The sequence below is a fragment of the Hypericibacter sp. genome, from assembly GCF_050729195.1.
Taxonomy (GTDB): domain Bacteria; phylum Pseudomonadota; class Alphaproteobacteria; order Dongiales; family Dongiaceae; genus Hypericibacter.
The window spans coordinates 1-23,797 of the sequence record NZ_JBOHKS010000092.1 but is presented as its reverse complement, the minus strand read 5'-3'; the positions used below and the strand labels follow the sequence as shown (position 1 = coordinate 23,797).

Sequence of the window (23,797 nt, the reverse complement as noted above, 5' to 3'; positions counted from 1 at the left end):
CGAGATTGGCCTCGCCCGCGAGCCGGCGCGCCAGCGGGCTGGCGAAAATGCGCTGGCCGTCCTTGCTGGCAGCGACGGCGGGAGCCGGTGCTGATGGTGCTGGCGCTGCGGCCAGTTTGGGAGCCGGTGCGGGGACTGGCGCTGCAGCGGGTACTGCCGATGCGGGTGCCGGAGCCGCCGGCGCCGCCTTGCCGATCGCGTCGAGCGCGCTGACGCTCTCGCCCTCGTTCAGCATATAGGCGATGGGCGCATTGACGGCGATATTCTCGGTGCCGGCGGCAACGACGATGCGGCCGAGCGTGCCCTCGTCCACCGCCTCCACTTCCATCGTCGCCTTGTCGGTCTCGATCTCGGCCAGCACGTCGCCGGACTTGATCGTGTCACCTTCCTTCTTGAGCCACTTCGCGAGCTTGCCCTCGGTCATGGTCGGCGAGAGAGCGGGCATCAGGATCGGCGTCGGCATGGCGCTGTTCCTCCCCTGCTCAACCGCGATAACAGACTTGGCGCGCCGCGGCGGCGACGCTGTCGGCGCTGGGCAGCGCCAGATGCTCGAGATTGGCGGCATAAGGCAGCGGCACATCGGCGCCGTGGACCCGCATCACCGGTGCATCGAGCCAGTCGAAGGCCTGCTCCATCATCAGGGCCGCCAGTTCGGCGCCGATACCGGCGAAGGGCCAGCCCTCCTCGACCGTGACGAGGCGGTTGGTGCGTTTGACGGACTCCACGATGGTCTCGGTGTCGAGCGGTCGCAGGCTGCGCAGATCGATCACCTCGGCCTCGATACCCTCCTTGGCGAGGGTCTCGGCGGCGGCCAACGCGAAACTGACCGGCCTTGAGAAGGCGGTGATGGTCACGTCGCGGCCGGGCCGCACGATCTTCGCCTTGCCGATCGGCACGAGATAGTCGGCGCTGGTCGGGACCGGAAAGTTCTGGCCATAGAGCAGCTCATGCTCGAGGAAGATCACCGGATTGGGATCGCGGATCGCGGATTTGAGCAGGCCCTTGGCGTCGGCGCCCGACCAGGGCGCGACCACCTTCAGGCCCGGGCAATGGGCATACCAGCTCGCATAGCATTGCGAATGCTGGGCGGCGACGCGCGAGGCGGCGCCGTTGGGACCGCGGAACACGATCGGCGAGCCCATCTGGCCGCCCGACATGTAGTTCGTCTTCGAGGCCGAGTTGATGATCTGGTCGATCGCCTCCATGGCCAAATTGAAGGTCATGAACTCGACGATTGGCCGCAAACCGCCGAAGGCGGCGCCGACGCCGAGGCCGGCGAACCCATGCTCGGTGATCGGCGTGTCGATCACGCGCTTGGGCCCAAACTCCTCGAGCAGGCCCTGGCTGACCTTGTAGGCGCCCTGATATTCGGCGACCTCTTCGCCCATCAGGAACACCTTGGGGTCGCGGCGCATCTCCTCCGCCATGGCGTCGCGCAACGCTTCGCGAACGGTGATGGTGTGGGTCTCGCCCATCGCCGCCTCGGGCGCCATGCTGACGATCGCAGGGGCTGCCGGTGCGGGTTTCGACGCGGCCGGTGTCGGCGCCGGGCTTGCGGGTGCCGGCGCTGCCGCCGGTGCGGGGGCTGCCGGCGCTTTCGGTGCGGATTTGGCGGCCGCGTCGACGCTCTCGCCTTCGACGGCGAGGACCGCGATCGGCGCGTTCACGGCGACATTCTCGGTGCCGGCCGGCACGATGATGCGGGCGATCTTGCCCTCATCGACCGCTTCGACCTCCATCGTCGCCTTGTCGGTCTCGATCTCGGCGATCACGTCGCCCGGCTTGACCGCGTCGCCTTCCTTCTTGAGCCATTTCGCGAGCTTGCCCTCGGTCATGGTCGGCGAGAGGGCAGGCATCAGGATTTCGATAGACATGGATTCGGATCCCTTCCCGCTTACGCTTCGACCAGCACGTCGGTCCAAAGCTCGGACGGATCGGGCTCCGGGCTCGCCTGCGCGAACTCGGCCGCCTCGGCGACGATGTCCTTGACCTCGCGATCGATGTTCTTCAGCGCGTTCTCGTCGGTATGGCCGCCCTCGAGCAGCTTGGCGCGCAGGTGATCGATCGGATCATGCTCCTGGCGCATCTTCGCGACCTCTTCCTTGCTGCGATATTTCGCCGGATCGGACATGGAATGGCCGCGATAGCGGTAGGTCAGCGCCTCGAGGATATAGGGGCCCTTGCCGGTCCGCGCATTCGCCAGCGCCTTTTCGGCCGCGGCGCGCACCGCCATCACATCCATGCCGTCGACCTTGGTGCCGGGAATGCCGTAGGCTTGGCCGCGCATATGGAGATCCTTGCCCGCGGCCGCGCGCTCGACCGAGGTGCCCATGCCGTATTTGTTGTTCTCGATGATGTAGACGACCGGCAGCTTCCAGAGCGCCGCCATGTTGAAGGATTCGTAGACCTGGCCCTGGTTGATCGCGCCGTCGCCGAGGAAGGTCAGGCTGACGCCACCATCCTCCTTGTAGCGATGGGCGAAGCCGAGGCCGGTGCCGATCGGCACCTGCGCGCCGACGATGCCGTGGCCGCCATAGAAATTCTTCTCGCGGCTGAACATATGCATCGAGCCGCCCTTGCCCTTGGAATAGCCGCCGCGCCGTCCCGTGAGCTCCGCCATGACGCCCTTGGGGTCCATGCCGGTCGCGAGCATATGGCCGTGGTCGCGATAGGAGGTAAGGACGCTGTCGACGGGCTTGCGCGCCGCCATGCAGCCGACCACCACCGCTTCCTGGCCGATATAGAGATGGCAGAAGCCGCCAATCAGCCCCATGCCATAGAGCTGGCCCGCCTTCTCCTCGAAGCGTCTGATCAGCAGCATGTCGCGGTAATGGGTGAGCAGGGTTTCCGACTCGTCGCTCTCGGCCTTGCCGGCCTTGCGTACGGGCGTTGCAGCCATGTTGTCTCCCTCTCCACAGGCGGGCCTTGAGCAGCCCGCTGGGCGGCCGCAGAAGCGAGGGCCGGCCCTTATCCGGTTAATCTACGCCGGAAAGGGAGAATAGCAAGATGGTGTAAATTTATGACAAACCACACAAAAGAGACAATTAACTGAATTTCAGTTAAGTCAGTTTTGTGACGGCGCCGAGGGCGAGGCCGGGGTCGCGGCCGGCGGTGAATCAGGCGTCATGATGATCATTTCGTCGTCGCGCGCGTAATTCAGCATCAGCCGAGTCTGCTCGTCGAGCAGATCGGAATCGAGCGTCGCCGGGCTCATGCGCTGCACGCGATTGGCCAGGGTGAGCTGCTCGCCCTGAAGCGAGGCCAGCTGCGCATCGGCCTGGCGCAATTGCTGTTTCAAGGTGAGCCACGCCATGAGGCCGCGGTCGCCCTGAATCGCGTGATAGCCGAAATAGCCCATCAGCGATGCGCCGATCAAAGGAACGGCGATCTGGCGCAGATAGCGGCGGAGCTCGATTCGAATTGCCATGACTCGACGGAATCACAGCCGAGTCGAGCCGGTCAAATGAATTCGACTCGGGGATCCGACTCCGGCGACGATGGAGCCGAAAAAGCGCTCGACTGTGACTCGAAAGACTCACTTCCCGCCGGTCAGGCGCCGGATTTTGCCTCGGGGATCTCGACCGCCAGACCGTCATAGCCGGGCTCGACGCCGGCCGGGCAGCGCGCCTTCAGCACGTCATAGTCGATCTGGTGATTGAGATGGGTCAGCACCGCATGGCGCGGCTTGAGCTGCTTGATCCAGCCCATGGCGGTATCGAAATTGGCGTGGGTCGTGTGCGGCTCGAGCCGCAGACAATCGACGACGAAGAGATCGAGCCCCGCCAGCAGCGCCAGCGAGGGCGCCGGCATCTTCACCACATCGGTCGAATAGGCGAAGTTGCCGATGCGGTAGCCGGTGGTGACGGTGCCATGCCCGTGATCCTGCTCATAGGGCAGGATCGACAGGTCTTCGAGCGTAAAGGGCCGCCCCCACGCCACCGTGCGGGCATCGAGAAACGGACGATAGAGCTTGCCCGAGCCCTTCTCGTTCTGACGGAACACGTAATCGAAGCGCCGTGCCAGCGTCTCCAGCGTGTCCGCCGTGCCATAGATCGGCAAAGGCTCCGATCCGGACTCGCGGCGCACGAAACGGAGATCGTCGAGCCCATGGGCATGATCGGCATGCTCATGGGTGAAGAGCACCGCATCGAGCCCGGTGACGCCGGTATCGAGCAGCTGCTCGCGGCAATCGGGCGACGCATCGATCAGGATCGTCTTGCCTTGCGTCTCGACCAGCACCGAGACGCGCCGGCGCCGGTTGCGCGGATTGTCCGGGTTGCAGCAGCCCCAGTAGTTTCCCACCAGCGGCACGCCGCCCGACCCGCCACATCCCAGTATCGTTACGCGCATGAAATCCCTGATCCGGTTTTGCCGTCGGTCAGGCCGAGGCCTTCAACGATGCAGGCTTCGCCTTGTCGAACAGGCGGAAGAAGTTGGTCGTGGTCGTATCGGCCAAGGCCGGCGCGGTCATGCCCTGGAGCTCGGCCAGGCATTGCGCGGTGTGGGCGACGAAGGCGGGCTCGCATTTCTTGCCACGAAAGGGTACCGGCGCCAGATAGGGCGAGTCCGTTTCCACCAGGATGCGGTCCTGCGGCAGGTCCTTGGCGATGGCGCGCAACGAGTCCGACTTCGGGAAGGTCAGGATCCCGGAGAGCGAGATATAGAATCCCAGCTTGAGGGCGTTGTCGGAGAGATATTGCGTGGTGCTGAAGCAGTGGATCAGCCCGCGCAGATTTCCCTCGGCCGCCCCTTCCTGCAGCAGCGCCACCGTGTCCTCGTCGGCATCGCGGCTATGGACGATGAGCGGCAGGCCCGTGGCGCGCGCGGCGGCGATATGGGTGCGGAAGACCGATTGCTGCTCGGCGCGCGGGCTACGCTCGTAGAAATAATCGAGCCCGCACTCGCCGATACCGATCACCTTGGGATGGCGGCTGAGCTCGATGAGCTGCTCGGCCGCGACATTGACCTCGCCCTCGGCCTCATGCGGATGGACACCGACCGTGCACCACAGATTGTCGTGCCGCTCGGCAATCGCGAGCACCTGCGGGAACTCCTCCACGCTGGTGCAGATGGTGAGCATCGCCCCCACCCCCGCCTCGCGCGCGCGGCCCAGTGCCGCGTCGAGGATCCCGGCGCGGTCGAGATAGTCGAGATGGCAATGGCTGTCGACGAGCATCAGGCCTTCTTGCCTTTGGCTTTTGCCGGCGCCGCTTCAGGCGCCGGCGCATCGGGATCGACGAAACGCGGGAACACGCCCTCCGGCGCCGGCAGCGGCGTTCCGGGTTTGAGCGCATCGACTTCCGTCAGATGCACGAAGCTCCGCCGGCCCTGCGGCACTGCGAGCTGATCGAGCAGCTTGCCCGCGGATTCCGGCATCACCGGCTGCACCAGGATGGCGAGATAGCGCACCGTCTCGGCCAGCACCCAGAGCACCGTCGCCATGCGCGCGGGATCGGTCTTCTTCAGCGCCCAGGGCGCCTGCTCGTCGACATAGCGGTCGGCCTCGCCGACGACGAACCAGATCGCTTCGAGCCCGCGGTTGAAGGTTTGGGTCTCGATCGCCTCGCGCCAACGCGCCAGCAGGTCCTGCGCCTGACCGAGCAGCTTCCGGTCCGCCTCGGTCAGCAACCCCTTCTCCGGCACGACCGCGCCGCAGTTCTTGTTGATCATGGAGAGCGAGCGCTGCGCCAGATTGCCCAGACCGTTGGCGAGATCGCTATTGATCCGCGTGACCATGGCGCGGTGCGAGAAGTCGCCGTCATTGCCGAACGGCACCTCGCGCAGCAGGAAATAGCGAACGCGATCCAGTCCGTATGTCTCGATGAGCTGCAGCGGATCGATGACGTTGCCGAGCGACTTGGAGATCTTCTGCCCCTCGTTGGTCCACCAGCCATGCGCGAAGACGCGCTTGGGCGGCTCCAGCCCCGCGGCCATCAGGAAGGCCGGCCAATAGACCGTGTGGAACCGCAAGATGTCCTTGCCGACCATATGCAGGTCTGCGGGCCAGAAGGTCCGGTAGCTCGGGCTGCCGACATCGGGATAGCCCACCGCCGTCATATAATTGGTCAGCGCGTCGAGCCACACATACATGATGTGGTCGGGATCGTTCGGAACCGGCACGCCCCATTTGAAGCTGGTGCGCGAAACCGACAGGTCCATGAGCCCGCCGCGCACGAAGGACAGCACCTCGTTGCGGCGCGTCTCCGGCGCGATGAAATCCGGATTCTTCTCGTAGAAATCGAGCAGCTTCTGCTGCCATTTCGAGAGATCGAAGAAGTAGCTGGGCTCCTTGACCCACTCGACCTCGGCGCCCGAGGGCGCGCGCTTCTTGCCGTCGGCCCCGGTGGTCAGCTCCTCCTCGCCATAGAAGGCCTCGTCGCGCACCGCATACCAGCCCTCGTAATGGCCGAGATAGATATGGCCGCGGGAAAGCAGCGCCTGCCACAGCGCCTGGCAGGCCTTGATATGCCGCGCCTCGGTGGTGCGGATGAAATCGTCGTTGCTGAAATTCATCGCCACCGCGAGGTCGCGGAAATTCTGCGAGACCTTGTCGGTGAAATCCTTGGGCGACATGCCGGCGGCCTTGGCCGATTTCTCGACCTTCTGGCCATGCTCGTCCGTGCCGGTCAGGAAATTGACCCGCCGCCCGTCCAGCCGCATGAAGCGCGCAATCACATCGCAGGCGAGCGTCGTATAGGCGTGCCCGATATGCGGCGCGTCATTCACGTAATAGATCGGCGTGGTGATGTAGTAGGCGCGGGGCCCTGACATGCGTGCGGGTCTTCCGGATCGAGAACCTGGTTTGTGGCGACGAGATCCGCGGGAATGCGGAGGTGGGGCGGACGCCGTTCCATCCTCCGCCGCGGCCTTGCCGCCGCTCCGGAGGACAGGCGGTTCCTGTCAGCGCCGTCCCTGCCCGGCCAAGGCTAGCATGGCGCCGATCCAGACCTGTTTCAGATCGAGATCGGCCTGCTCGGCCCCGGCGATCAGGCGCGTGACCTTTTCCCACAGGGCCAGCCATTGATCAAGTCCGCGGGACCCGGCCAGACGCCCCAGAATCTGGGCCTCTTCGGGCGGAATTCCAGGGTCCGGGCGGCCCAGGGAGGCCGTCCGCAGCAGCCGCGCCATCCAGCCTTCGAGCAGATCGGCCGCGGTGCGGAACCGGTCGCCCTCGCGATCGCGGGCAAGCCGGTCGGCGAAATCATGAATGGCCGGGATATCGAGATCGGGCAGCCGGGCGAGTTGCTCGCCCAACTCGCGATAGAGCTCGAGCCCCTCCTCCTCGGCCAATGTCAGGGCGCGGCCGATGCTGCCCTGCGCCAGCCAGACAAGGAGCGCCTGGTCGGCGGGTTCGAGGTCGGGCTGGTAGCGCGCGAGGAGGGCACGTAGCTGCGCGTCGGCCAGCGGCTTCAGCGCCAGCCGGCGGCAGCGCGAGCGGATGGTCGGCAGCAGCCGCCCCGGCGCATGGCTCACCAGCAGCAGCACCGAGCGGCGCGGCGGCTCTTCGAGCACCTTGAGCACCGCGTTAGCGGCGTTGCGGTTCATGTCCTCGGCGCAATCGACGATGACGACGCGCCAGCCGCCTTCCGCCGGCGTCAGATGGAGGAACTGGCCGATATCGCGGACATCGCCGATGACGATCTCGCTGCGGCGCTTTTTCTTCTTCTCGTCCCAGCTGCGTTCGACCGTGATGAGATCGGCATGGCCGCCGCTGGCGATGCGCCGAAAGACCGGCAGGTTGGGATCGATGCGCAAACCCGCGGGCGCCGCTTCGGCCGCGCCGAACAATCCCGGCGCCGCGGCTTCAGCACCCCGGTTCGCCAGCAAATAGCGCGCGAAGTGGAACGCCAGGGTCGCCTTGCCGATGCCACGGGGCCCTGTGATCAGCCAACCATGCGCCAGACGTCCGGATGCTACAGCGGCCGCCAAGGCAGCTTCCGCCTCGTCATGGCCGAGCAACTCCGGGTTCTCGCGCGGTGCCGGCCAAGCCTGCTGTGGTTCGTCGCTCATGGGGTCCGCGTCAATTCGGCCGGGAATCTCTCGGTCATCGCCGCGCGCAGCTCGGCCTGAACCGCATCGAGGCCGGCCGTCGCGTCGATGACGCGGCAGCGCTGCGGCTCCTGCGCCGCGATCGCCAGAAAGCCCTGGCGCAGCCGCTCATGGAAGGCCTGCGCCATTTCCTCATAGCGGGTCTCGGGCCCAAGCCGCGTGCCCGCGCGCTCGAGGCCTTGGGCCACCGGCAGATCGAGGATGAAGGTCAGGTCCGGGCGCTGTGATCCGACCACCGCCTTCTCGAGCAGGGCGATGAAGTTGCGGTCGACGCCGTGTCCGTAGCCCTGATAAGCGAGGGTCGAATCCGCGAAACGATCGGAGAGCACCCACTGACCCGCGGCCAGGGCCGGGCGGATGACCCGCTCGAGATGATCGCGCCTTGCCGCGAAATGCAGCAACGTCTCGGTCATGGGATCCCAGCGGTCGGTCGCCCCCTGGACCAGCAATTTTCGGATCTCTTCGGCGCCGGGCGACCCGCCGGGCTCGCGGGTCTGCAGCACCTTCTGCCCCTGCCCTTCGAGCCAGGCCGCCAGCCGTTTGGCTTGCGTGGATTTCCCCGCGCCCTCGCCGCCCTCGAATGTGATGAAGCGGCCGCGCGCCATTCCGTCTCCGCTCGCTCCGGTCAGGCGCCGCCGATGTAATGCTTCAGCGAGGCGAACATGCGTCCGAAGAAGCCCAGCTTCGGCACCTCTTTGCTGGCGACGAGCGGAACTTCCATGTCAGCCATGCCGGGCGCCGAGATCACCACCTTGCCCACTTCCTGGCCGGCCGTGATCGGCGCCGGGATCGGGCCGTCGAACACCGCCTTGGCGGTGAGCTTGTCATGCGCCGCGCGGGGCAGCGTCACCAGCAGATCCTTGCCGACCGCCAGCGGAACCGTCGCCTCCTGGCCCATCCAGACCGGCGCATCGGCCAGCACCGAGCCGGCCTTGGCGACCATATAATTGTCATATTCGCGGAACGCCCAATCGAGGACCTTGGCGGCCTCGTCGGAGCGCTCCTGCATGCTGTGGGTCCCGATCAGCACCGTGATGATGCGCCGCCCGTCGCGCTTGGCCGAGACCGCCACGCTGTAGCCGGAGATGCTGAGATGGCCGGTCTTGAGGCCGTCGACGGTCGGATCCTTGTAGAGCAGCGGATTGCGGTTGCCCTGCTTGATCCCGTTGAAGACGAACTCCTTCTCCGAGAAATAATGATAGTACTCGGGGAAATCGGCGATCAGGTGATGGGCCAGCCATGCCACGTCATGCGCGGTCATCAGCTGCTTGGGATCTTCGAGCCCGTGCGGATTGTCGAACTGGCTGTCTTTGAGGCCCAGCTCCTTGGCCTTCGCGTTCATGCGTTCGACGAAGGTTTCCTCGGTGCCCGCAAGGCCTTCGGCCACGACCAGGCAGGCATCGTTGCCCGACTGCACGATGATGCCGCGGATCAGGTCTTCGACGCGGATCTGGCTGCCGATGCCGACGAACATCGTCGAGCCTTCGTTCAGCGCCCAGGCCTCCTTCGAGACCGGAAAGGAGTCGTCGAGCTTGACCTCGCCCTTCTTCAGCGCGTCGAACAGCAGATAGACGGTCATCAGCTTGCTGAGCGACGCCGGCTGGATCTGCGTTTCCGCGTTCTTGTCGAGCAGGACGGCGCCGGTGTCGAAATCCAGGACATAGGCTTCGGTCGCCGTCGTGTCGATGGTCTCGGCCCTGGCGGCCGCGATCCCGAGGGACGAGGTGGCCAGAAAGGCCAAGGCCGCGAGCGCGGTCAAAGGACGTGCAGCGAGTGTCATCGTTATCCCAATCATCCTGGTTCCTCTCCCGGCAAAGTTAAAGATAACGCCGCACGGGAGCCGGCGTCGATCCATAAGAGCCGCCCATCTGGGCGTTTTCGCGGCGGTCTGCCGCATCAATCCACGACAATGCGCGCCTCGGTATGGCCGGAACGGACCAGCTTATCCAGCAGGCGGTCGGCCTCCGAGACCGACGCGATCGGCCCCAGCCGCACGCGGTAGAATTGCTGCGTGCCGACCTTGACCGGGGTCATGGTGGCAGCGCCCATGCGCGATAATTCCGTGGTGAGCTTCTGGGCGTTCGCATATTGGGTGAAGGAGCCGGCCTGGATGAAGATCCCGCTCGGCTTGACGAGCGTCTGCGTGACCCGGCCGTCGGGCTGGGCCGCGGCGACAGCCCGCGTGGTCGCGGGCGCCGTGGTTGTCGCCGTGTTGGTCGCGGCCGGCGCCGTCGCGACGGTGCTGGAGGCGCTGCTCGTCGCCGCGGGCAGCGGCTGGGCGGTCACGGCGGTGGTGGGTGCGGCCGTCGGTGCCGCCGGCTGCGGCTGGTCGGACGGAACGCCGCTGCCGCCGGTCAAGGCGGCAGCCAGGGCCATGCTCTCGTCGGCCAGCACCTGGACGCGGACCTTCGCCGTGCCGTTTTCATGGAAACCCAGCAGCTGGGCGGCACGGCGCGACACATCGATGATGCGGCCATTCACGAAGGGTCCGCGATCGTTGATGCGCAGCTTCAGCGAGCGCCCATTTTCGAGATTGGTCACCTGGACGATGGTCGGCAGCGGGAGCGACTTGTGCGCCGCCGTCAGGCCGTTCTGATCGTAGATCTCGCCGCTGGCCGTGGGCTTGCCGTTGAAGTCGGGCCCGTACCAGGAGGCGATCCCGGTCTCGTCATAGCCATAGTCGACCTTCGGGTAATACCAGACACCGTCGACCTGGTAGGGCTGTCCGATCTTGTAAGCCGGCGGCGTCTGAGTGGGTTTGGTGACAACTTTCCCTGTATTGAGCACCAGCTCGGTTTCCGAGCAGCCGCCCAACAACAGCGCAGCCGCCACGCCCAGCATTGCCGCAACGGACCCCAACCTCAGCATTTTGTCTAACCGACCCCTATAACCCCTGATGCCTGCTCATTAACCCTGCTCGATCCGATCGGAGAGCGTGCCGACGGCGGTCGCGAAATAGGTCGAGCGATTCCATTTCATGATCGCCTTGTAGTTCCCATAGACGAGATAAGCCGGACCCGTCGTGTCGTCCGGTCGGACCAGCGACGCATTGAGCTTATGGACCACCGGCAGATCGCCGCCGTCGGCGCGCCGCAGGCCCAGCTTCTTCCATTCCTCGAGGGATTTCTCGATATCGAGCGAGATCAGGTTGCTGTCGAGATGGGTCGGCAGCTTGACCTCCCGTCCCCAGGTCTGATCTGGCTTCCAATCGTTGCCGGCGAGATAGTTCGCGATCGAGCCGAACACGTCGGCGGTCGAGTTCCAGATGTCGCGCTTGCCGTCGCCATCGGCGTCGACCGCGAAGCGCAGATAGCTCGAGGGCATGAACTGGCATTGCCCCATGGCGCCGGCCCAGGAGCCCAGCATGTTGCCGGCGCTGACATCGTGATGCTCGAGGATCTCCAGCGCGTTCAGCAGCTCCTTGCGGAAGAAATCGGCGCGCCGTCCTTCATAGGCCAGGGTCGCCAGCGCCTCGACGATGCGGTAATCGCCCTGTTGGGCCCCGTAATTGCTCTCGATGCCCCAGAGCGCCACGATGAAGCGCGGCTGCACGCCATAGAGGGTGCCGATCCGGGTCAGCAAGGGCAGGTTCTGCTGATAGAGGTCGCGGCCGGTCGCCACGCGCTTGTCGTTCACCACCCGCGCCAGGTAATCCACGAAGGTGATCGTGCTTTCGGGCTGCTTCTGGTCGAGCGCGATCACGTCGTAATTGAAGGCGACGCCTTTGAAGGCATCGTCGAGCGTCGCGGGCGACACGCCGCGCGTGGCCGCCTCTTCACGCACGCCCTGGATCCAGGCGTTGAACTGCGTGATATCCAGATCGGCGAAGGCCGGACGCGGGCCGAGCATCAGGGCCGGCGCCATGGCGAGCGCCGAGCCGCCGCCGGCTAGGGCACGCAGGACGCGCCGCCGGTTTATGCCCTTCTCGCCCCGCATGGCGATCACCCCTCGACGCAAAATCCGATTCTCCTTCGTTTGTGCCATGACCCGTCAGAGTCGGCCAAGATGTCTGGGCCTCCCCGCGTCCCTTTGACTCAGCTGAGCGAATCCCTCAGGGCGCCGGCAGCAGCGCATCCGTCGCACCCTGGATGCGATAAGCGACCAACCCTAACCATTCGTGAAGCGCCACCGACAAATCGGCAAAACCGGCGATCGGCTCGATCGGCTTCAGCGGCTCGCCCTTGCCCTCGGTCCGGTAATCGACCGGATAGGGAATCACCTGCCAGCCGAGATGGCGGAAGCAGCCGACGGCCCGCGGCATATGCCAGGCCGAGGTGACGAGCACCCAGTTGCCGCCCGCCTGCGGGCCCAGCAACTGGGTCAGATGGGCGGCGTTCTCCTGGGTCGTGCGCGATGTGCTCTCGACGGTGAGCTGGGCCGGCGGCACGCCCAGATCGAGCAGCAGCCGCTCGACATAGCGCGCCTCCGGCTCCTGGCCGGGCCAGATCGAGTTGCTGCCGCCGGAGAAGATCAGCCGGGCCTCGGGATGGGCGCGCGCCAGGGCCACCGCCGCCGTCAGGCGCTCGGCGGAATCGTTGAGCACCGGCTGGTCGCGTGCGGCCGAGGCCTCGCCATCGAGGCTGCCACCCAGCACCAGGATGCCGTCGATATGCGCCGGCAGGCTGGCCGGCGGCGGAAATCGGTTCTCGAGCGGCAGCAGCAGCCATCCGCCGACCGGCAGGACCGCCAGGGTCAGGGTCAGGAGCAGTGCCAGCAGCAGGAAACCGCGCCCGCCCCGCCCGCGCCGGCGGAAGGAACCGACCAGCGCCCCCAGCAACAGCAGCAGGAGCCAGATGCCCGGATCGGTGATCCAGCCCAGGAATTTGCCGAGAAAGAAGGTCATGGGCGTCGATCCTTCATGGCATGAGGCTCACGGTTCGGTTGGCGGCGGCGCCAATCGGTCGGCGCAGAGCGCAAAACGCGACCAGGAAAAGAACCGCACCGGATCGCCCATCGAGGCGGTGGCGGCGCAGCCCGTATCGACATCTTTCGGCAGCTGCATGCCCCGCATCCGGGCCGCGGCCGTGTATTCCTCGCGCCGGCACTCCAGCAGCAGCCCCTGGTCATATTGCCCCGTCCCGGTGCCGGCGAGCTGGACGCAGTAATTTTCGGACCGGGTATCGCGTGAAAGGCCGGCGGCCTGTTTGGGCTGGGCCGCGCAGCCGATCAGACCCGCCGCCAGGAGCAGCGGCAGGCCATGGCGGAACAGGACCGTGACGCGCGCGGCGCTCAGCCGGAAGTCCCGGTCGAATCGCCATCGGCGCATCCGGCCGATCCCGGCGTCCCGATTGGGTGGGCCGTCGCGCTTCGCCTCATGGCTGAATCTCCTCGAGGCAAAAGGGCTGGCGACTCGATGTCCGCAGGTGCCAGGATCGCGGATTATTGAACGCTGCTTGAACCTGTCAAGAATCAATACGTTAGGGCGCGTACATCGACCGGTTTCGCAACGGCAATCCGACTCACGGGATTCAAGCGAAACGGGAATTTCTCCGCGTCTCGATGGCGGCCTCGACCGTTGCCGGGGTTTGCCGGGATCGCGGCGCATGTTATGCGAACCCGACAGCGGCGCCACGGGCGCTGCGGCAGCAGAGGGGATTTGTCATGGCAGGCGTCCAAGGCCGAACCGCCCTGGTGACGGGGACTGGCAGCGCCGACGGTATCGGTTTCGCCACGGCCAAGCTGTTGCGCGAGGCCGGCGCCCGGGTCGCCATCACCTCCACCACCAAGCGCATCTTCGACCGGCTGGAAGAGCTGCCGGGCGGCGCGAAGGACAAAGCCGCCTTCATCTGCGACCTGACCGACCGGCGCGCCGCGGCCGAGCTCGTCAAGAAGGTCGAGAAGGCCCTGGGGGCCCTCTCGATCCTGGTGAACAACGCCGGCATGGCGCAGACCGGCGTCAAGCAGCGCCGCCAATGGGCGCATGAGATCGACGATGCCAGTTGGGACCGCCAGCTCGACATCAGCCTCAACACCTGCTTCACCCTCACCCGCGCGGTCCTGCCGGGCATGACGCGCCGGCGCTTCGGGCGGATCGTCAACATGTCCTCGGTGACGGGCCCCGTGGTCGCGATCCCGCGCTCGACCGCCTATGGGACGGCCAAGGCGGCGATGCTGGGATTCACGCGCTCGGTGGCGCTCGAATATGCCGGCAAGGGCATCACCGTGAACGCGATCGGCCCCGGCTGGATCGCCAACAGCTCCAGCAGCAAGAAGGAAATCATCGCCGGCGACAACACGCCGATCGGCCGCTCCGGCCGCTCGGAAGAGGTCGGCCATGTCTGCGTGTTCCTCGCCTCCGAGGAAGCAAGCTACCTCACGGGCCAGATGATCGTGGTCGATGGCGGCAACACGATCCAGGAATATAAGGGACCCCGGGACGTCACGTTCTGAGCGGCCGGTCCTGGCGCCGATGAACGAGGCATTCTCCCCCGGCGATCGTCCCGACGCCTTCGGGCATCATTTTCTCATCGGGCTGCAACCTGCGCCGCTATTGACGGATCACGACAAAAGGCTGCTGAGCCAGTTGCGGCCCGCCGGCATCATCCTCTTTGCCGATAACTTCCTGCGCGATCAGCCTTACGAAGCCTGGCTCGAACGCTGGAAGGCGTTGTTGCATGACGCGCGCGAGGTCATCGGGCGCGAGCGGATTCTGATCTGCATGGACCACGAAGGCGGCCGGGTCCACCGTCCACCGCCGCCGATCACGCGTTTCGCAAGCCCCCGGGAATGGCGCGATCGGGCGGCCGAGGTCGGCAGCGCGATGGGCGTGGAGTTGCGGTCCCTCGGCATCAACCTTGATTTCGCGCCGCTGCTCGACGTGAACTCCAACCCCGCCAACCCGGTCATCGGCGACCGCGCCTTCGGGATCACGCCGGAGGAGGTCATCGCGCCGGCGCGGGCTTTTCTGCGCACCCTGCAGGCCGAAGGCGTTTGGGGCTGCCCCAAGCATTTTCCCGGCTATGGCGACGTCAACCTCGACTCCCATTACGGCCTGCCGGCGCTGGAGCTGACGCTGCCCGAATTGCGCGCCCGCGAGCTGGTTCCGTTTGCGGCCCTGATCGGGCCGGAAACCAAGATCATGATGACGGCTCATATCCTGTTCCCGAAGATCGACCCGACCTGGCCGGCCACGGTTTCACCGCGTTTCGTTCGAGACCTCCTGCGGAACGAGCTGGGCTTCGAGGGTATCGTCGTCACCGACGATCTCGGCATGGGCGCCATCGCCAGCTTGTTCGACCGCGACACGATCGCAGCCCGCACCCTCGCCGCCGGCACCGACCTGCTGGAATATTGCGCCTATTGGAACGATACCGGGCGCGCGCTGACGGCCGCTGCCGACATGGCGGCCGGACTCAAAAGCGGACTCCTGACCGAAACGCAGTTGGAACGCTCGCATGGCAGGATAGCCGCCCTGCTGGCCCAAGCGCCTCAGCATCCCGTCACGGCGCTGTCCGATGCGAACTTCCTTGCACATCGCGCAGCAGGGCCGACAATGGCGCCACCACCGCCCCTGACGAAGGAACCGACCGCATGAGCTGGCATGACAAGACGGTCCTGATCACCGGCGGCTCGGGCGGCATGGGGCGGGCGATCGTCGAGCGCTTCCTGGCCGAGGGCGCCAATCTCGCGGTCGCGGATATCGACACCAGGCGGCTGGGCGAGCTTGAGCGCGACATGAAGGCCGGCGCGCGGCTCCTGGCCATCCCGACCGATGTCACACGCGTCGCCGATTGCGAGCGCATGGTCAAGGCGACCCTGGAACGCTTCGGCGGACTCGACGTTCTGGTCAACGGAGCCGGCGTCTGGGTCGAAGGCCCGTCGGACGAGGCGACCGAGGCCGAATGGGACCGCACGCTCGACATCAATCTCAAGGGCACCTTCTTCGCCTGCCGCTACGCCATCCCGGCGCTGGAAAAAACCTCCGGCACCATCCTCAATATCGCCTCGGATGCGGGCCTCATTGGCAATGCGGGGGCGGCCATCTATTGCGCGTCCAAGGGCGGCGTCGTGCTGCTCACCAAGGCGTTGGCGCGCGAGCTGGCGCCGCGCGGCATCCGCGTCAATGCGATCTGCCCCTGCGACGTCGAGACACCGATGCTGAAATACCAGGCTGACACCTATGGCGAGGGCAATCCCAAGGCCTATTTCGACAAGCTGCTCTCGATCTATCCGCAAGGCGCCCGCGCGCGTTTCGTGCGTCCCGAGGAAGTCGCCGAGTTCGTGTTCCAGATCGCCTCGCCCAAGCTCACCCCCATCACCGGCGCCGCGCTGTTGATGGATTTCGGCACCACGGCGGGGCTCTGAGGCGATGACGACACCGGCGCCCTATCCCGAAGAACCGCTGGCGGTCTCAGCGCCCTTGGCGCGCGAGATCGCGCCGAGCCTGTGCCACCGCGATCCGGCCAGCGGCGAGAGCTGCGCCTGGTATCACGGCTTCTGGCAATATCTGCGCCTGTTCGATTTCATCACCACCCCGCGCGATCATGCCGAATTCTACCGGACGGCCCTCTCGCCCGCGATCGCGGCCGGGCAGCGCCGCGTCCTCATCTCCGGCACGGCCGATTATGCGCTGCTCCATTGCCTGCGCTGGCTGTTCGAGGCGCAAGGCGCCAGCCCCACCATCACCGTGCTGGATCTCTGCGCCACGCCGCTTCGCCTCAATGAGTGGTATGCGGCGCGCCACGGTCTGGCGGTTCGCGCGGTCCGCAGCGACATCCTCGCCTACAGCCACGCCTCGCCCTTCGACATGATCTGCACCCATTCCTTCCTCGGGCGTTTCGCGCCGGAGGATCGGCCGCGGCTGGTGGCGCGCTGGCATGAGTTGCTGCGGCCCGGCGGCCGCGTCGTGACGGTCAACCGCATCCGGCCCGAGGCGCCCGAGCGCGTCGGCTTCACACCCGACCAGGCCAAGGGATTGCGCGAGCGCGTGCTGGCCGCGACGGCGGCGGCGCAGAACCGGATCGACGTTTCGCCCGAGGTCATTGCGACGATGGCCGACGCCTATGCCCATGCCAAGCAGAAGACGCACCCGGTGCGCTCGGTGGCGGAGCTGGAGGAGTTGTTCCGGGGCGCGGGTTTCCGCCTCGAGCAGGTGATCGTGGCGCCCGTGGGCCCGCGCTCGACGCAGGCGCCGCTGGGCCCGACCATGTCGGGCGGGGCCAACTATGCGCAGATCGTCGCGATCCGCGATTGACCCGCATCATCGCGGCGGCGGGTTGTCGATCTCGCTGATGAAATTCTCGAGCTTTCCCGCGGCGCTCATGGAAATCTCGTCGACATAGACGAAGTCGATCTCGAAGACGACCGGCAGCCGCGTCAGGATATGGGCGCGCAGCGTCGCCTCTTCCTCGGACGTCAGGGGCCGCTCGACCGACAGCCTTGCCTGCAGGCGCTGCAGCGATTTCTGCACGAACTGATGCTGACGGATCGGCGCGATCTCACGAAACCGCCGTGACCCGAAGGAGGGCCAATAGCGCCCGCCATCGGGTGTGGTCAGCATGTTGCGCACCCGCCCCTGCACCTGTTCCAGGACCGGCAGCCCGCGGCCGCAGTCGCAGGATGCGCCGACCTTGGCATAATCGCCGATCGCGTAACGCAGCAGCGGCATGGCGAAGTTGAAGAGCGGCGTCGCCACGACCCGGCCGACCTCGCCCGGCCGGCAAGCGCGCCCGTTTTCGTCGAGCACTTCGAGCAGGACGGTCTCGCTCTGTACATGGAGATGATTCTCGTGCGCGGGGCATTGCAGCGCCAGATAGCCGATCTCCTTGCAGGAATAGACATCGGCGATCGGCACGCCCCAGGCCTCGCGCACGATCGTCCGTGTCTCGGGCGGCAGCAGCTCCGCGATCGTCAGGAGCTGGCGCAGATTGCCGGGCCGCATCCCGGCATCGCGGCAATATTGGGCGAGCGCCGCGAGGTTCGAGGGATAAGTCAGCAGATAATGCGGGTTCTTGCGCATGAGCCAGTCGGCCTGCTGCGCCACCGAGGCGAAGAGGCTGAGCCGGGCCGCCGGGCCTGTCGGAAATGGATAGGTTCTCCGATCGCCCCATCGCGCCAGATCCTCGCCGTCCGGAGGCAGCGCGATCTCGTTCTTCTCGAACTTTCGGATGACGGCAAAGAAGCTGGCAAAATCGCGCTGCTGCCAGAGCGCCTCGCGCAGACCCACGGCGCGAAACCAGGTCTGCGCCAGGTCGCTGCTGACGATCCGCACCGGCTGGCCCGTGGAACCCGAGGTCCGGATCTCATGGCGGCGGCCGTGATGCTCGGGCAGAGCGTTCGACAGCAGCTTGTTGCCCGCGGCCTGAAGCTCGGGGCGCGTCAGGACCGGCAGCCGCGACCAGCTCGCCTCGTCCAGCACCATGCCGCGGCGAAACCCCGCCTGCTGCAACCGCTCGGCATAGAAGGGTATCGTCGCGGCGGCGTGGCGAAGCAGCGCCTTCAATTGCTGGAACTGGCCCTCGCGGAGACGCTCCGGCGTCCACCACTGGCTTTCCTGCAGACGGTGCTGCAGGCGATACATCACGCGCGCGACGGGTGTGTCGGACAACGGCAAGGGCAACCCGTTGGCGGTCGCCTTCGCGCTCAAGGCCATACCAAGGGTCCCTGCGGTTGCGGCATGCCGAGAAGCTCGATGAAGCCCAGCGCTGCGGCGAGCGCGATGACGGCGCAGAGCAGCGCCACCCACCAGGCCGAACCGCGCCATTTGACATAGCCACCGACATAGAGCGGCAGGCCGATCGCGAAGCCGAACAGCCAGACCAAGGGCACCGCGGCGATCAGGCCCAGCATCGCGCGCAAGGCCGGCATGACAGCAATGGCGGAAGCGGGCTCGATGGATGGGTCATCCGATAAGACTTGCCCGGCCCGTTTTCTTTCCTGCGCTCGTTGGCATAGACGCAACGCGCAAAGGCCGGCCGTCGCCAGGCCCAGCGCCGCCGGGAAACCCAGAACCCGCAGCCCGTGATGATAAATGAACGCATCGAGCGCCAGCGCCGCGAGGATGACGACCGCGATCAAGCCAGGGAACAGGAATTCGCTGTCGCGTGACACCGCTCTCATCGGCGCCTCAGCAGCATCTGCACGGCCGGGCGCCAGAACATGCCGGCCAGCAACAACAGGCCGATCGCGAGCGTGGTGGGTCGCAGCAGGAAGCCCACGCCATAGGCCTGCAGCGAGATTCCGAAATAGGTCTCGACCAGATGGCCGAGCACGAAACCCAGCACCAGCGCCGCGCGGCCATAGCCAAGCCCCTGCATCGCCAACCCGAGGCTTCCGAAGAGGAAGGTGACGGCGATATCGGCAAAGCTACCTTCGACCGCATAGACACCGAGCAGCACGATCGCCATCAGCACCGGCGCCAGGACACGGCCCGGCAGAGCGCTGACGCTGACCAGCGGGCGTGCCAGGGCCAGCATCATGACGGCCGACAGGACATTGGCGACCGCCAGCGTCAGGGTCAGCCCGATCGCGAGATCCATATGGGTTTTGAGGAAGCGCGGCCCCGGCTCGAGGCCCAGCAGTTGGAAGGCGCCGAGCATCAGCACCATGCCGGAGCTGCCCGGAATGCCGAGCGCCAGGGTCGGCACCAGCGCCCCGCCTTCCTTCGCGTTGTTCGCCGATTCCGGCGCGATCACGCCCTCGATCGCACCCTTGCCGAACTCCGCGGCATTGGGCGACGTCTGCTTCGCCGTTCCATAGGCAATGAAGGAGGAGGCCTCGCCGCCGATGCCGGGAATGATCCCGATCAGAACGCCGAGCAGGGAGCAACGCAGGGTCAGCGTCCAGTGGCGCAGCGGCGCCAGGATGCCGTCGACGATCTGGCGCGCCGGCATGGCGCCGTCGGCCTTGTCCGGGCCGATCGCGGAGCCGGTCATGGCGAGGCGCACCAGTTCCGGAATGGCGAAGAGACCCGTCACCACCGGCACCACGCGAAAACCATCCAGCAGATAATCGCTGCCGAACCAGAAGCGGGGCACGCCGGTCGTCTGCTGATAGCCGACCATGGCGAGGCAGAGACCGAGGCCGCCGGCGATGAGGCCCTTTGTCATGCTGCCTTTGCCCAGAATGGCGAGACAGGCGACGCCCGCCAGCGCCAGCAGGAAGGTTTCGGGCGAGCCCAGCAGGAACACCACCGGCTTCAGCACCGGCAACAGGAATCCCAGCGCCAGCGCGCCGATCACGCCGCCGATGGCCGAGGCCGAGAGCGCCGCGGCGATGGCATAGGCCGCGCGGCCCTGCCGCGCCAAGGGCTGGCCGTCGATCAAGGTGGCGGCCGAAGGCGGCGCGCCCGGCACGCCGAAGAGAACGGCCGTCACCGACCCGCCATTATAGATCACGGCATGGACCGAGAGCAGGAAGGCCAGGCCCGGCAGCGGATCCATGCCCTGCACCAGCGGCAGCAGCAGCGCCAGGGCCGTGACGCCGCCGATGCCGGGCAGCAGGCCGAAGAAAAGCCCCAGCGACATGCCGATGAGGATCGCCAGCATCACGTCCCAGCGCAGGAACGCGATCGCACCATCGGCGAAGATATCGAGCCCGCTCATGCGACTGGATCGCTGCGTCTGACCAGAGCCGCCCCCTACTCGCTCACCAGCAGCGTCCTGAGCATCTCGCGATGCGGCGCATCGACACCGGTCAGCAAATCCAGGGACCGTTCGCGCACGAAATCCGGCGTCTGATAGACCAGGAGCCGGTCGGCCGCCGCAGCCGCGGCCAGCACGACAGGGTCGCTCAGCACTTTTTGAAAGGCGTCTTGGAGAAACCGGGCACGATCGGCGGGAAGACCGGGAGGACCGATGACGGTGCGGCTCACCTCGGCGGTGCGAACGCAATATTCCATCCACCAGCCGGCGTCGGCCGTCAGCGTGGCCTGCTCGAACACCGTCGGCAGATCCGGAAACAGGGTCGAGCGCTCATGGCCGATGGCGGCGATCGGCAGGAGCTGACCCTCCTGCGCATAGTTGTGCGCCGAGCTGGCGGTGACGATGATCCCGTCCACCTCGCCGCGCATGGCGGCGAGCGATGCTTCGTTGGAGCCCTTGTACCCGGTGATGAGATTTGACGGGATCGCCAGCGCATGCGTGAAAAAGCTGATCCATAGACCCTGGCCTGTCGACCGTCCCGAAGCCGCCCATTTCACCGGATGATCGGCCGCGACCAGTTCCGCCAGCGTGCGGAAGGAGGAGCGCGGGCTCAGCATGACGATCGGCGTATCCGCGCCCAGGCCCGCAATCCAGGTCATGCGTTGCAGGTCGAAACTGGCCCCTTCCTGCCCCAGCAGTTGGGCCAGCGCCGCCCCCGAACCGGAGACGATCATCATGAGGAGGCCGTCCGGGTCGGCGTCGTAAATCTGATTGAGCGCCAGCAACCCGCCGGCGCCCGGACGATTCTCGACGAGCACGTCTCCCGCCAGCGCCTTCGACAAGAACGGCGCCAGCAAGCGCGCGTAGCTGTCGTAGCCGCCGCCGGCGCCCGAACCCACGACCAGGCGAACGGTGCGGCCGCGATAATAGTCGGCGGCGCCTTCGGCGGCTTGGCCCTGGAAAGGAAATCCCGTCCACCCGCCGGCGCCTGCAGCGACTATCGCGAGCAGCCACGCGGTCGCGCTGCGACGCCCCGAATCGACGGTTTCGGCCATGTCTTCCCCCGCATGCCCCTCGAATCGGCATTCTAGACCGATGGCGCAATTGCACCATGGGCTGAACCCGGGCTAAGCGACAGACCAAAACAGCGGCCGCCCATCGCCTTAGTCCCGTTCAATCAATGGCTTGATTGGGAATCCAAGGCGCCATCGCGGGTGCGCACGGGGCGCGGGAGTCAATCGCGATCCCGGTCAGGCTCGCGACAGAGGCGCAAAAGAGGGAGGCGTGCCTGCCGCCATAGGCATTCGCGAGTAAGAATGTATTCTCCATCCGTTGGGGGACGTGCGGCATTCCAGACAGCAGGCGATCACGCCGTTGATCGCGAAACGACGGATGGGGGCCGTTCGTCATGAAACTTGTTCTTCTCGGAACGACCGCGCTGGCCGGCATCGGGCTCTTGGCGAGCCATGCCCAGGCGGCGCAGGGCATCCAGCTGAGCCTCGGCGGCTATTATGAGGCTGCCGCCGGTCTCGACTTCTCCCAGAGCAACAGTGACGGAGATCCCGGCGCCCACACGCGCGACATCGTTTTCCGTCAGGACGTCGAGGTCCATTTCAAGGGCGAGACCAGGCTGGATAATGGCCTGACGGTCGGCGCGCGCATCGAAATGGAAGGCCAGCAGTCCAACGACCAGATCGACGAGGTCTGGGCCTACTTCAAGGGCGGGTGGGGCCAGGTCCGCTTCGGCGACGACGACGATGCAAGCCGGCATTTGCATTATCTGATCCCGAGCGCTTCGGAGCTGTTCGGCGTCGATACGCCGGATTTCGAATTCTCGAACAATCACGGCAACGGATTCAGCAACGGCTCGTTCCAGACGAACAGCACCATGCTGAACATCTCGAGCGACGCCACGAAGGTCATCTATTTCAGCCCGACCTTCGCCGGCTTCTCCTTCGCGGTCTCCTTCGCGCCGGATCGGCGCGGCGAGAACAGCTATTCCTACTGGTCGGGCCCCGGCGGAACGACCTTGAGCAACAATTCAGGCCAGGTTCAGAACGTCATATCGGCGGCGTTGAATTTCGATCACGACTTCAATGGCGTCGACCTCGCGACCGGCATCGGATTTGGCGAGGGTCAATTCGAGTCCACGGGCGGAGCGCACAATGTGCAGACCAGCTGGGGGATCGACGGCCATTTGATCGTGACTTTCGCGGGCTTCACGATCGGTGGCGCCGGGCTCTACTTCGATAATTGGCAAAGCGCCAGCGGCGCCGACTATTGGGTCGCGGGCTTCGGGGGCACCTACAACTGGGATGCATGGACCGTCGGCCTCGCCTGGTCGCATGGCGACTATGAGTATGCGACGAGCGCCGGCTCGTCCGACCGGATCGACATCATCGAGCTCACCGGCCGTTACGATCTCGGCCCGGGAATCTCGCTGGATGGCATGCTCGGCTACAACACGATGAATGCCGGCGGCGGCACCGGCCACCAGGACGACAACACCTGGGAGGGCGGCGTGGGATTCTTCATCGGGTTCTGATGTCGGTCAGCCCGCCAGCCGCGAGCCCTCGGGATGGATCACGCCGGAGAAGAGCAGCACCGTGCGGCCCATCAGGGTCACACGCGCGCCGCGATCGAGGCCGATCACGATGCCGCCGCGCTGCGAGAGCTGACGGCCGACCAGGCGCTTCTTGCCCAGGCGCGCCGACCAATAGGGCACCATCGCCAGATGGGCCACGCCGGAGACGGCATCCTCGGGCACGCCATTGGCGGGGGCGAAGAAGCGCGAGACGAAGTCGATGCCGGCCTCGTCGCTAGGCGCCGTCACCATGACCGCCGGCAAATCGAGCGCCGCCAGGGCCGCCATGTCCGGCTTCAGCGCGCGGATCTGATCCGCCGTCTCGTAGAGCGCCATGTAATGCTTGGCCGCTAGGATCTTCGACGGCACCGTGCCCAGGGCGCGGGCAACCGGGGCCGGATCGCGGGCCGGCGTCGAATGCAGCGCCGGGAAATCCATGGCGAGATTCTCACCGTCGCGCTTGACCGTGATGGTCTCAGGCCCTGAGCGGAATCTTACTTCCTGCAGATCCGGCTCGACCTCGCCCAGCACCACATGGGCGGCCGCCAGGGTTGCATGGCCGATGAGATCGACCTCCTTGGTC

Annotated in this window: 24 protein-coding genes; 5 read left to right on the top strand and 19 right to left on the bottom strand. The window is 66.2% G+C overall.

What is annotated here, in order from left to right; translation table 11 throughout:
* The 14 genes from ACREE8_RS06995 to ACREE8_RS06930 form a co-directional block, all read right to left on the bottom strand.
* Positions 1-463: biotin/lipoyl-containing protein (locus ACREE8_RS06995; protein ID WP_431572266.1), on the bottom strand; the 463-nt coding region annotated here is incomplete at its 3' end.
* A gap of 19 nt (positions 464-482) precedes the next feature.
* Positions 483-1,874, bottom strand: a complete 1,392-nt coding sequence (locus ACREE8_RS06990) for a pyruvate dehydrogenase complex E1 component subunit beta (RefSeq protein ID WP_431572265.1) — start codon at positions 1,872-1,874, stop codon at positions 483-485.
* 20 nt (positions 1,875-1,894) lie between these two features.
* The gene (gene pdhA / locus ACREE8_RS06985) at positions 1,895-2,899 is read right to left on the bottom strand and encodes a pyruvate dehydrogenase (acetyl-transferring) E1 component subunit alpha (protein ID WP_431572264.1); all 1,005 of its coding nucleotides are present in this window, start codon (positions 2,897-2,899) and stop codon (positions 1,895-1,897) included.
* Between the two features lie 165 nt (positions 2,900-3,064).
* Complete coding sequence (locus ACREE8_RS06980; protein WP_431572263.1) at positions 3,065-3,427, bottom strand: FtsB family cell division protein; 363 nt, start codon at positions 3,425-3,427, stop codon at positions 3,065-3,067.
* 122 nt (positions 3,428-3,549) lie between these two features.
* Entirely contained in the window at positions 3,550-4,350 is an 801-nt protein-coding gene (locus tag ACREE8_RS06975) for an MBL fold metallo-hydrolase (RefSeq protein WP_431572262.1), read from the bottom strand.
* 28 nt (positions 4,351-4,378) lie between these two features.
* The gene (locus ACREE8_RS06970) at positions 4,379-5,176 is read right to left on the bottom strand and encodes a TatD family hydrolase (RefSeq protein WP_431572261.1); all 798 of its coding nucleotides are present in this window, start codon (positions 5,174-5,176) and stop codon (positions 4,379-4,381) included.
* Positions 5,176-6,771 (bottom strand): methionine--tRNA ligase, encoded by a 1,596-nt coding sequence (metG, locus tag ACREE8_RS06965; protein WP_431572260.1) that lies wholly within the window; start codon positions 6,769-6,771, stop codon positions 5,176-5,178. Before metG ends, ACREE8_RS06970 begins: the two co-directional genes overlap by 1 nt.
* A gap of 129 nt (positions 6,772-6,900) precedes the next feature.
* Complete coding sequence (locus ACREE8_RS06960; protein ID WP_431572259.1) at positions 6,901-8,010, bottom strand: DNA polymerase III subunit delta'; 1,110 nt, start codon at positions 8,008-8,010, stop codon at positions 6,901-6,903.
* Positions 8,007-8,654 (bottom strand): dTMP kinase, encoded by a 648-nt coding sequence (gene tmk / locus ACREE8_RS06955; protein ID WP_431572258.1) that lies wholly within the window; start codon positions 8,652-8,654, stop codon positions 8,007-8,009. The genes ACREE8_RS06960 and tmk overlap by 4 nt, the downstream gene beginning before the upstream one ends.
* Positions 8,655-8,674: 20 nt before the next feature.
* The gene (locus ACREE8_RS06950; RefSeq protein ID WP_431572257.1) at positions 8,675-9,829 is read right to left on the bottom strand and encodes a D-alanyl-D-alanine carboxypeptidase family protein; all 1,155 of its coding nucleotides are present in this window, start codon (positions 9,827-9,829) and stop codon (positions 8,675-8,677) included.
* Between the two features lie 116 nt (positions 9,830-9,945).
* Complete coding sequence (locus tag ACREE8_RS06945) at positions 9,946-10,917, bottom strand: septal ring lytic transglycosylase RlpA family protein (RefSeq protein ID WP_431572256.1); 972 nt, start codon at positions 10,915-10,917, stop codon at positions 9,946-9,948.
* A 39-nt stretch (positions 10,918-10,956) separates the two neighbouring features.
* Positions 10,957-11,985 carry a lytic murein transglycosylase gene (locus ACREE8_RS06940; protein WP_431572255.1) on the bottom strand — a complete coding sequence of 343 codons (1,029 nt, stop codon included), beginning with the start codon at positions 11,983-11,985 and terminating at the stop codon, positions 10,957-10,959.
* Positions 11,986-12,100: 115 nt separating this feature from the next.
* Positions 12,101-12,892, bottom strand: a complete 792-nt coding sequence (locus ACREE8_RS06935; RefSeq protein ID WP_431572254.1) for a YdcF family protein — start codon at positions 12,890-12,892, stop codon at positions 12,101-12,103.
* A gap of 27 nt (positions 12,893-12,919) precedes the next feature.
* On the bottom strand, positions 12,920-13,315 hold the full coding sequence (locus ACREE8_RS06930) for a hypothetical protein (RefSeq protein WP_431572253.1): 396 nt from the start codon (positions 13,313-13,315) through the stop codon (positions 12,920-12,922).
* A gap of 335 nt (positions 13,316-13,650) precedes the next feature.
* Between ACREE8_RS06930 and ACREE8_RS06925 the strand changes: the two genes are divergently transcribed.
* The 4 genes from ACREE8_RS06925 to ACREE8_RS06910 are packed head-to-tail and all read left to right on the top strand — an operon-like array spanning position 13,651 to position 17,242.
* Positions 13,651-14,439, top strand: a complete 789-nt coding sequence (locus ACREE8_RS06925) for an SDR family NAD(P)-dependent oxidoreductase (RefSeq protein ID WP_431572252.1) — start codon at positions 13,651-13,653, stop codon at positions 14,437-14,439.
* Positions 14,440-14,458: 19 nt separating this feature from the next.
* Positions 14,459-15,583, top strand: coding sequence for a glycoside hydrolase family 3 N-terminal domain-containing protein (locus ACREE8_RS06920; RefSeq protein ID WP_431572251.1), 1,125 nt, complete (start codon positions 14,459-14,461; stop codon positions 15,581-15,583).
* A complete protein-coding gene (locus ACREE8_RS06915; RefSeq protein ID WP_431572250.1) occupies positions 15,580-16,353 on the top strand; it encodes an SDR family NAD(P)-dependent oxidoreductase in 774 nt (257 codons plus the stop codon). Before ACREE8_RS06920 ends, ACREE8_RS06915 begins: the two co-directional genes overlap by 4 nt.
* Positions 16,354-16,357: 4 nt before the next feature.
* Positions 16,358-17,242, top strand: coding sequence for a class I SAM-dependent methyltransferase (locus ACREE8_RS06910; protein ID WP_431572249.1), 885 nt, complete (start codon positions 16,358-16,360; stop codon positions 17,240-17,242).
* A gap of 6 nt (positions 17,243-17,248) precedes the next feature.
* On the opposite strand, the gene ACREE8_RS06905 is transcribed toward ACREE8_RS06910, so the two are convergent.
* From ACREE8_RS06905 to ACREE8_RS06890, 4 genes are read right to left on the bottom strand one after another with little or no spacing between them, the layout of a single operon-like run.
* Positions 17,249-18,640 (bottom strand): phenylacetate--CoA ligase family protein, encoded by a 1,392-nt coding sequence (locus ACREE8_RS06905; RefSeq protein ID WP_431572248.1) that lies wholly within the window; start codon positions 18,638-18,640, stop codon positions 17,249-17,251.
* Positions 18,631-19,107, bottom strand: coding sequence for a hypothetical protein (locus tag ACREE8_RS06900; protein WP_431572247.1), 477 nt, complete (start codon positions 19,105-19,107; stop codon positions 18,631-18,633). The genes ACREE8_RS06905 and ACREE8_RS06900 overlap by 10 nt, the downstream gene beginning before the upstream one ends.
* Positions 19,104-20,591, bottom strand: coding sequence for a tripartite tricarboxylate transporter permease (locus tag ACREE8_RS06895; protein ID WP_431572246.1), 1,488 nt, complete (start codon positions 20,589-20,591; stop codon positions 19,104-19,106). Before ACREE8_RS06895 ends, ACREE8_RS06900 begins: the two co-directional genes overlap by 4 nt.
* A gap of 35 nt (positions 20,592-20,626) precedes the next feature.
* Positions 20,627-21,685: a Bug family tripartite tricarboxylate transporter substrate binding protein gene (locus ACREE8_RS06890; RefSeq protein WP_431572245.1), complete on the bottom strand. Its 1,059-nt coding sequence runs from the start codon at positions 21,683-21,685 to the stop codon at positions 20,627-20,629.
* Positions 21,686-22,038: 353 nt separating this feature from the next.
* On the opposite strand from ACREE8_RS06890, the gene ACREE8_RS06885 reads away from it, so the two are divergent.
* Complete coding sequence (locus ACREE8_RS06885; protein WP_431572244.1) at positions 22,039-23,175, top strand: porin; 1,137 nt, start codon at positions 22,039-22,041, stop codon at positions 23,173-23,175.
* 6 nt (positions 23,176-23,181) lie between these two features.
* On the opposite strand, the gene ACREE8_RS06880 is transcribed toward ACREE8_RS06885, so the two are convergent.
* Positions 23,182-23,797, bottom strand: a 616-nt coding sequence (locus tag ACREE8_RS06880) for a PhzF family phenazine biosynthesis protein (RefSeq protein ID WP_431572243.1), incomplete at its 5' end; no start/stop codon positions are given.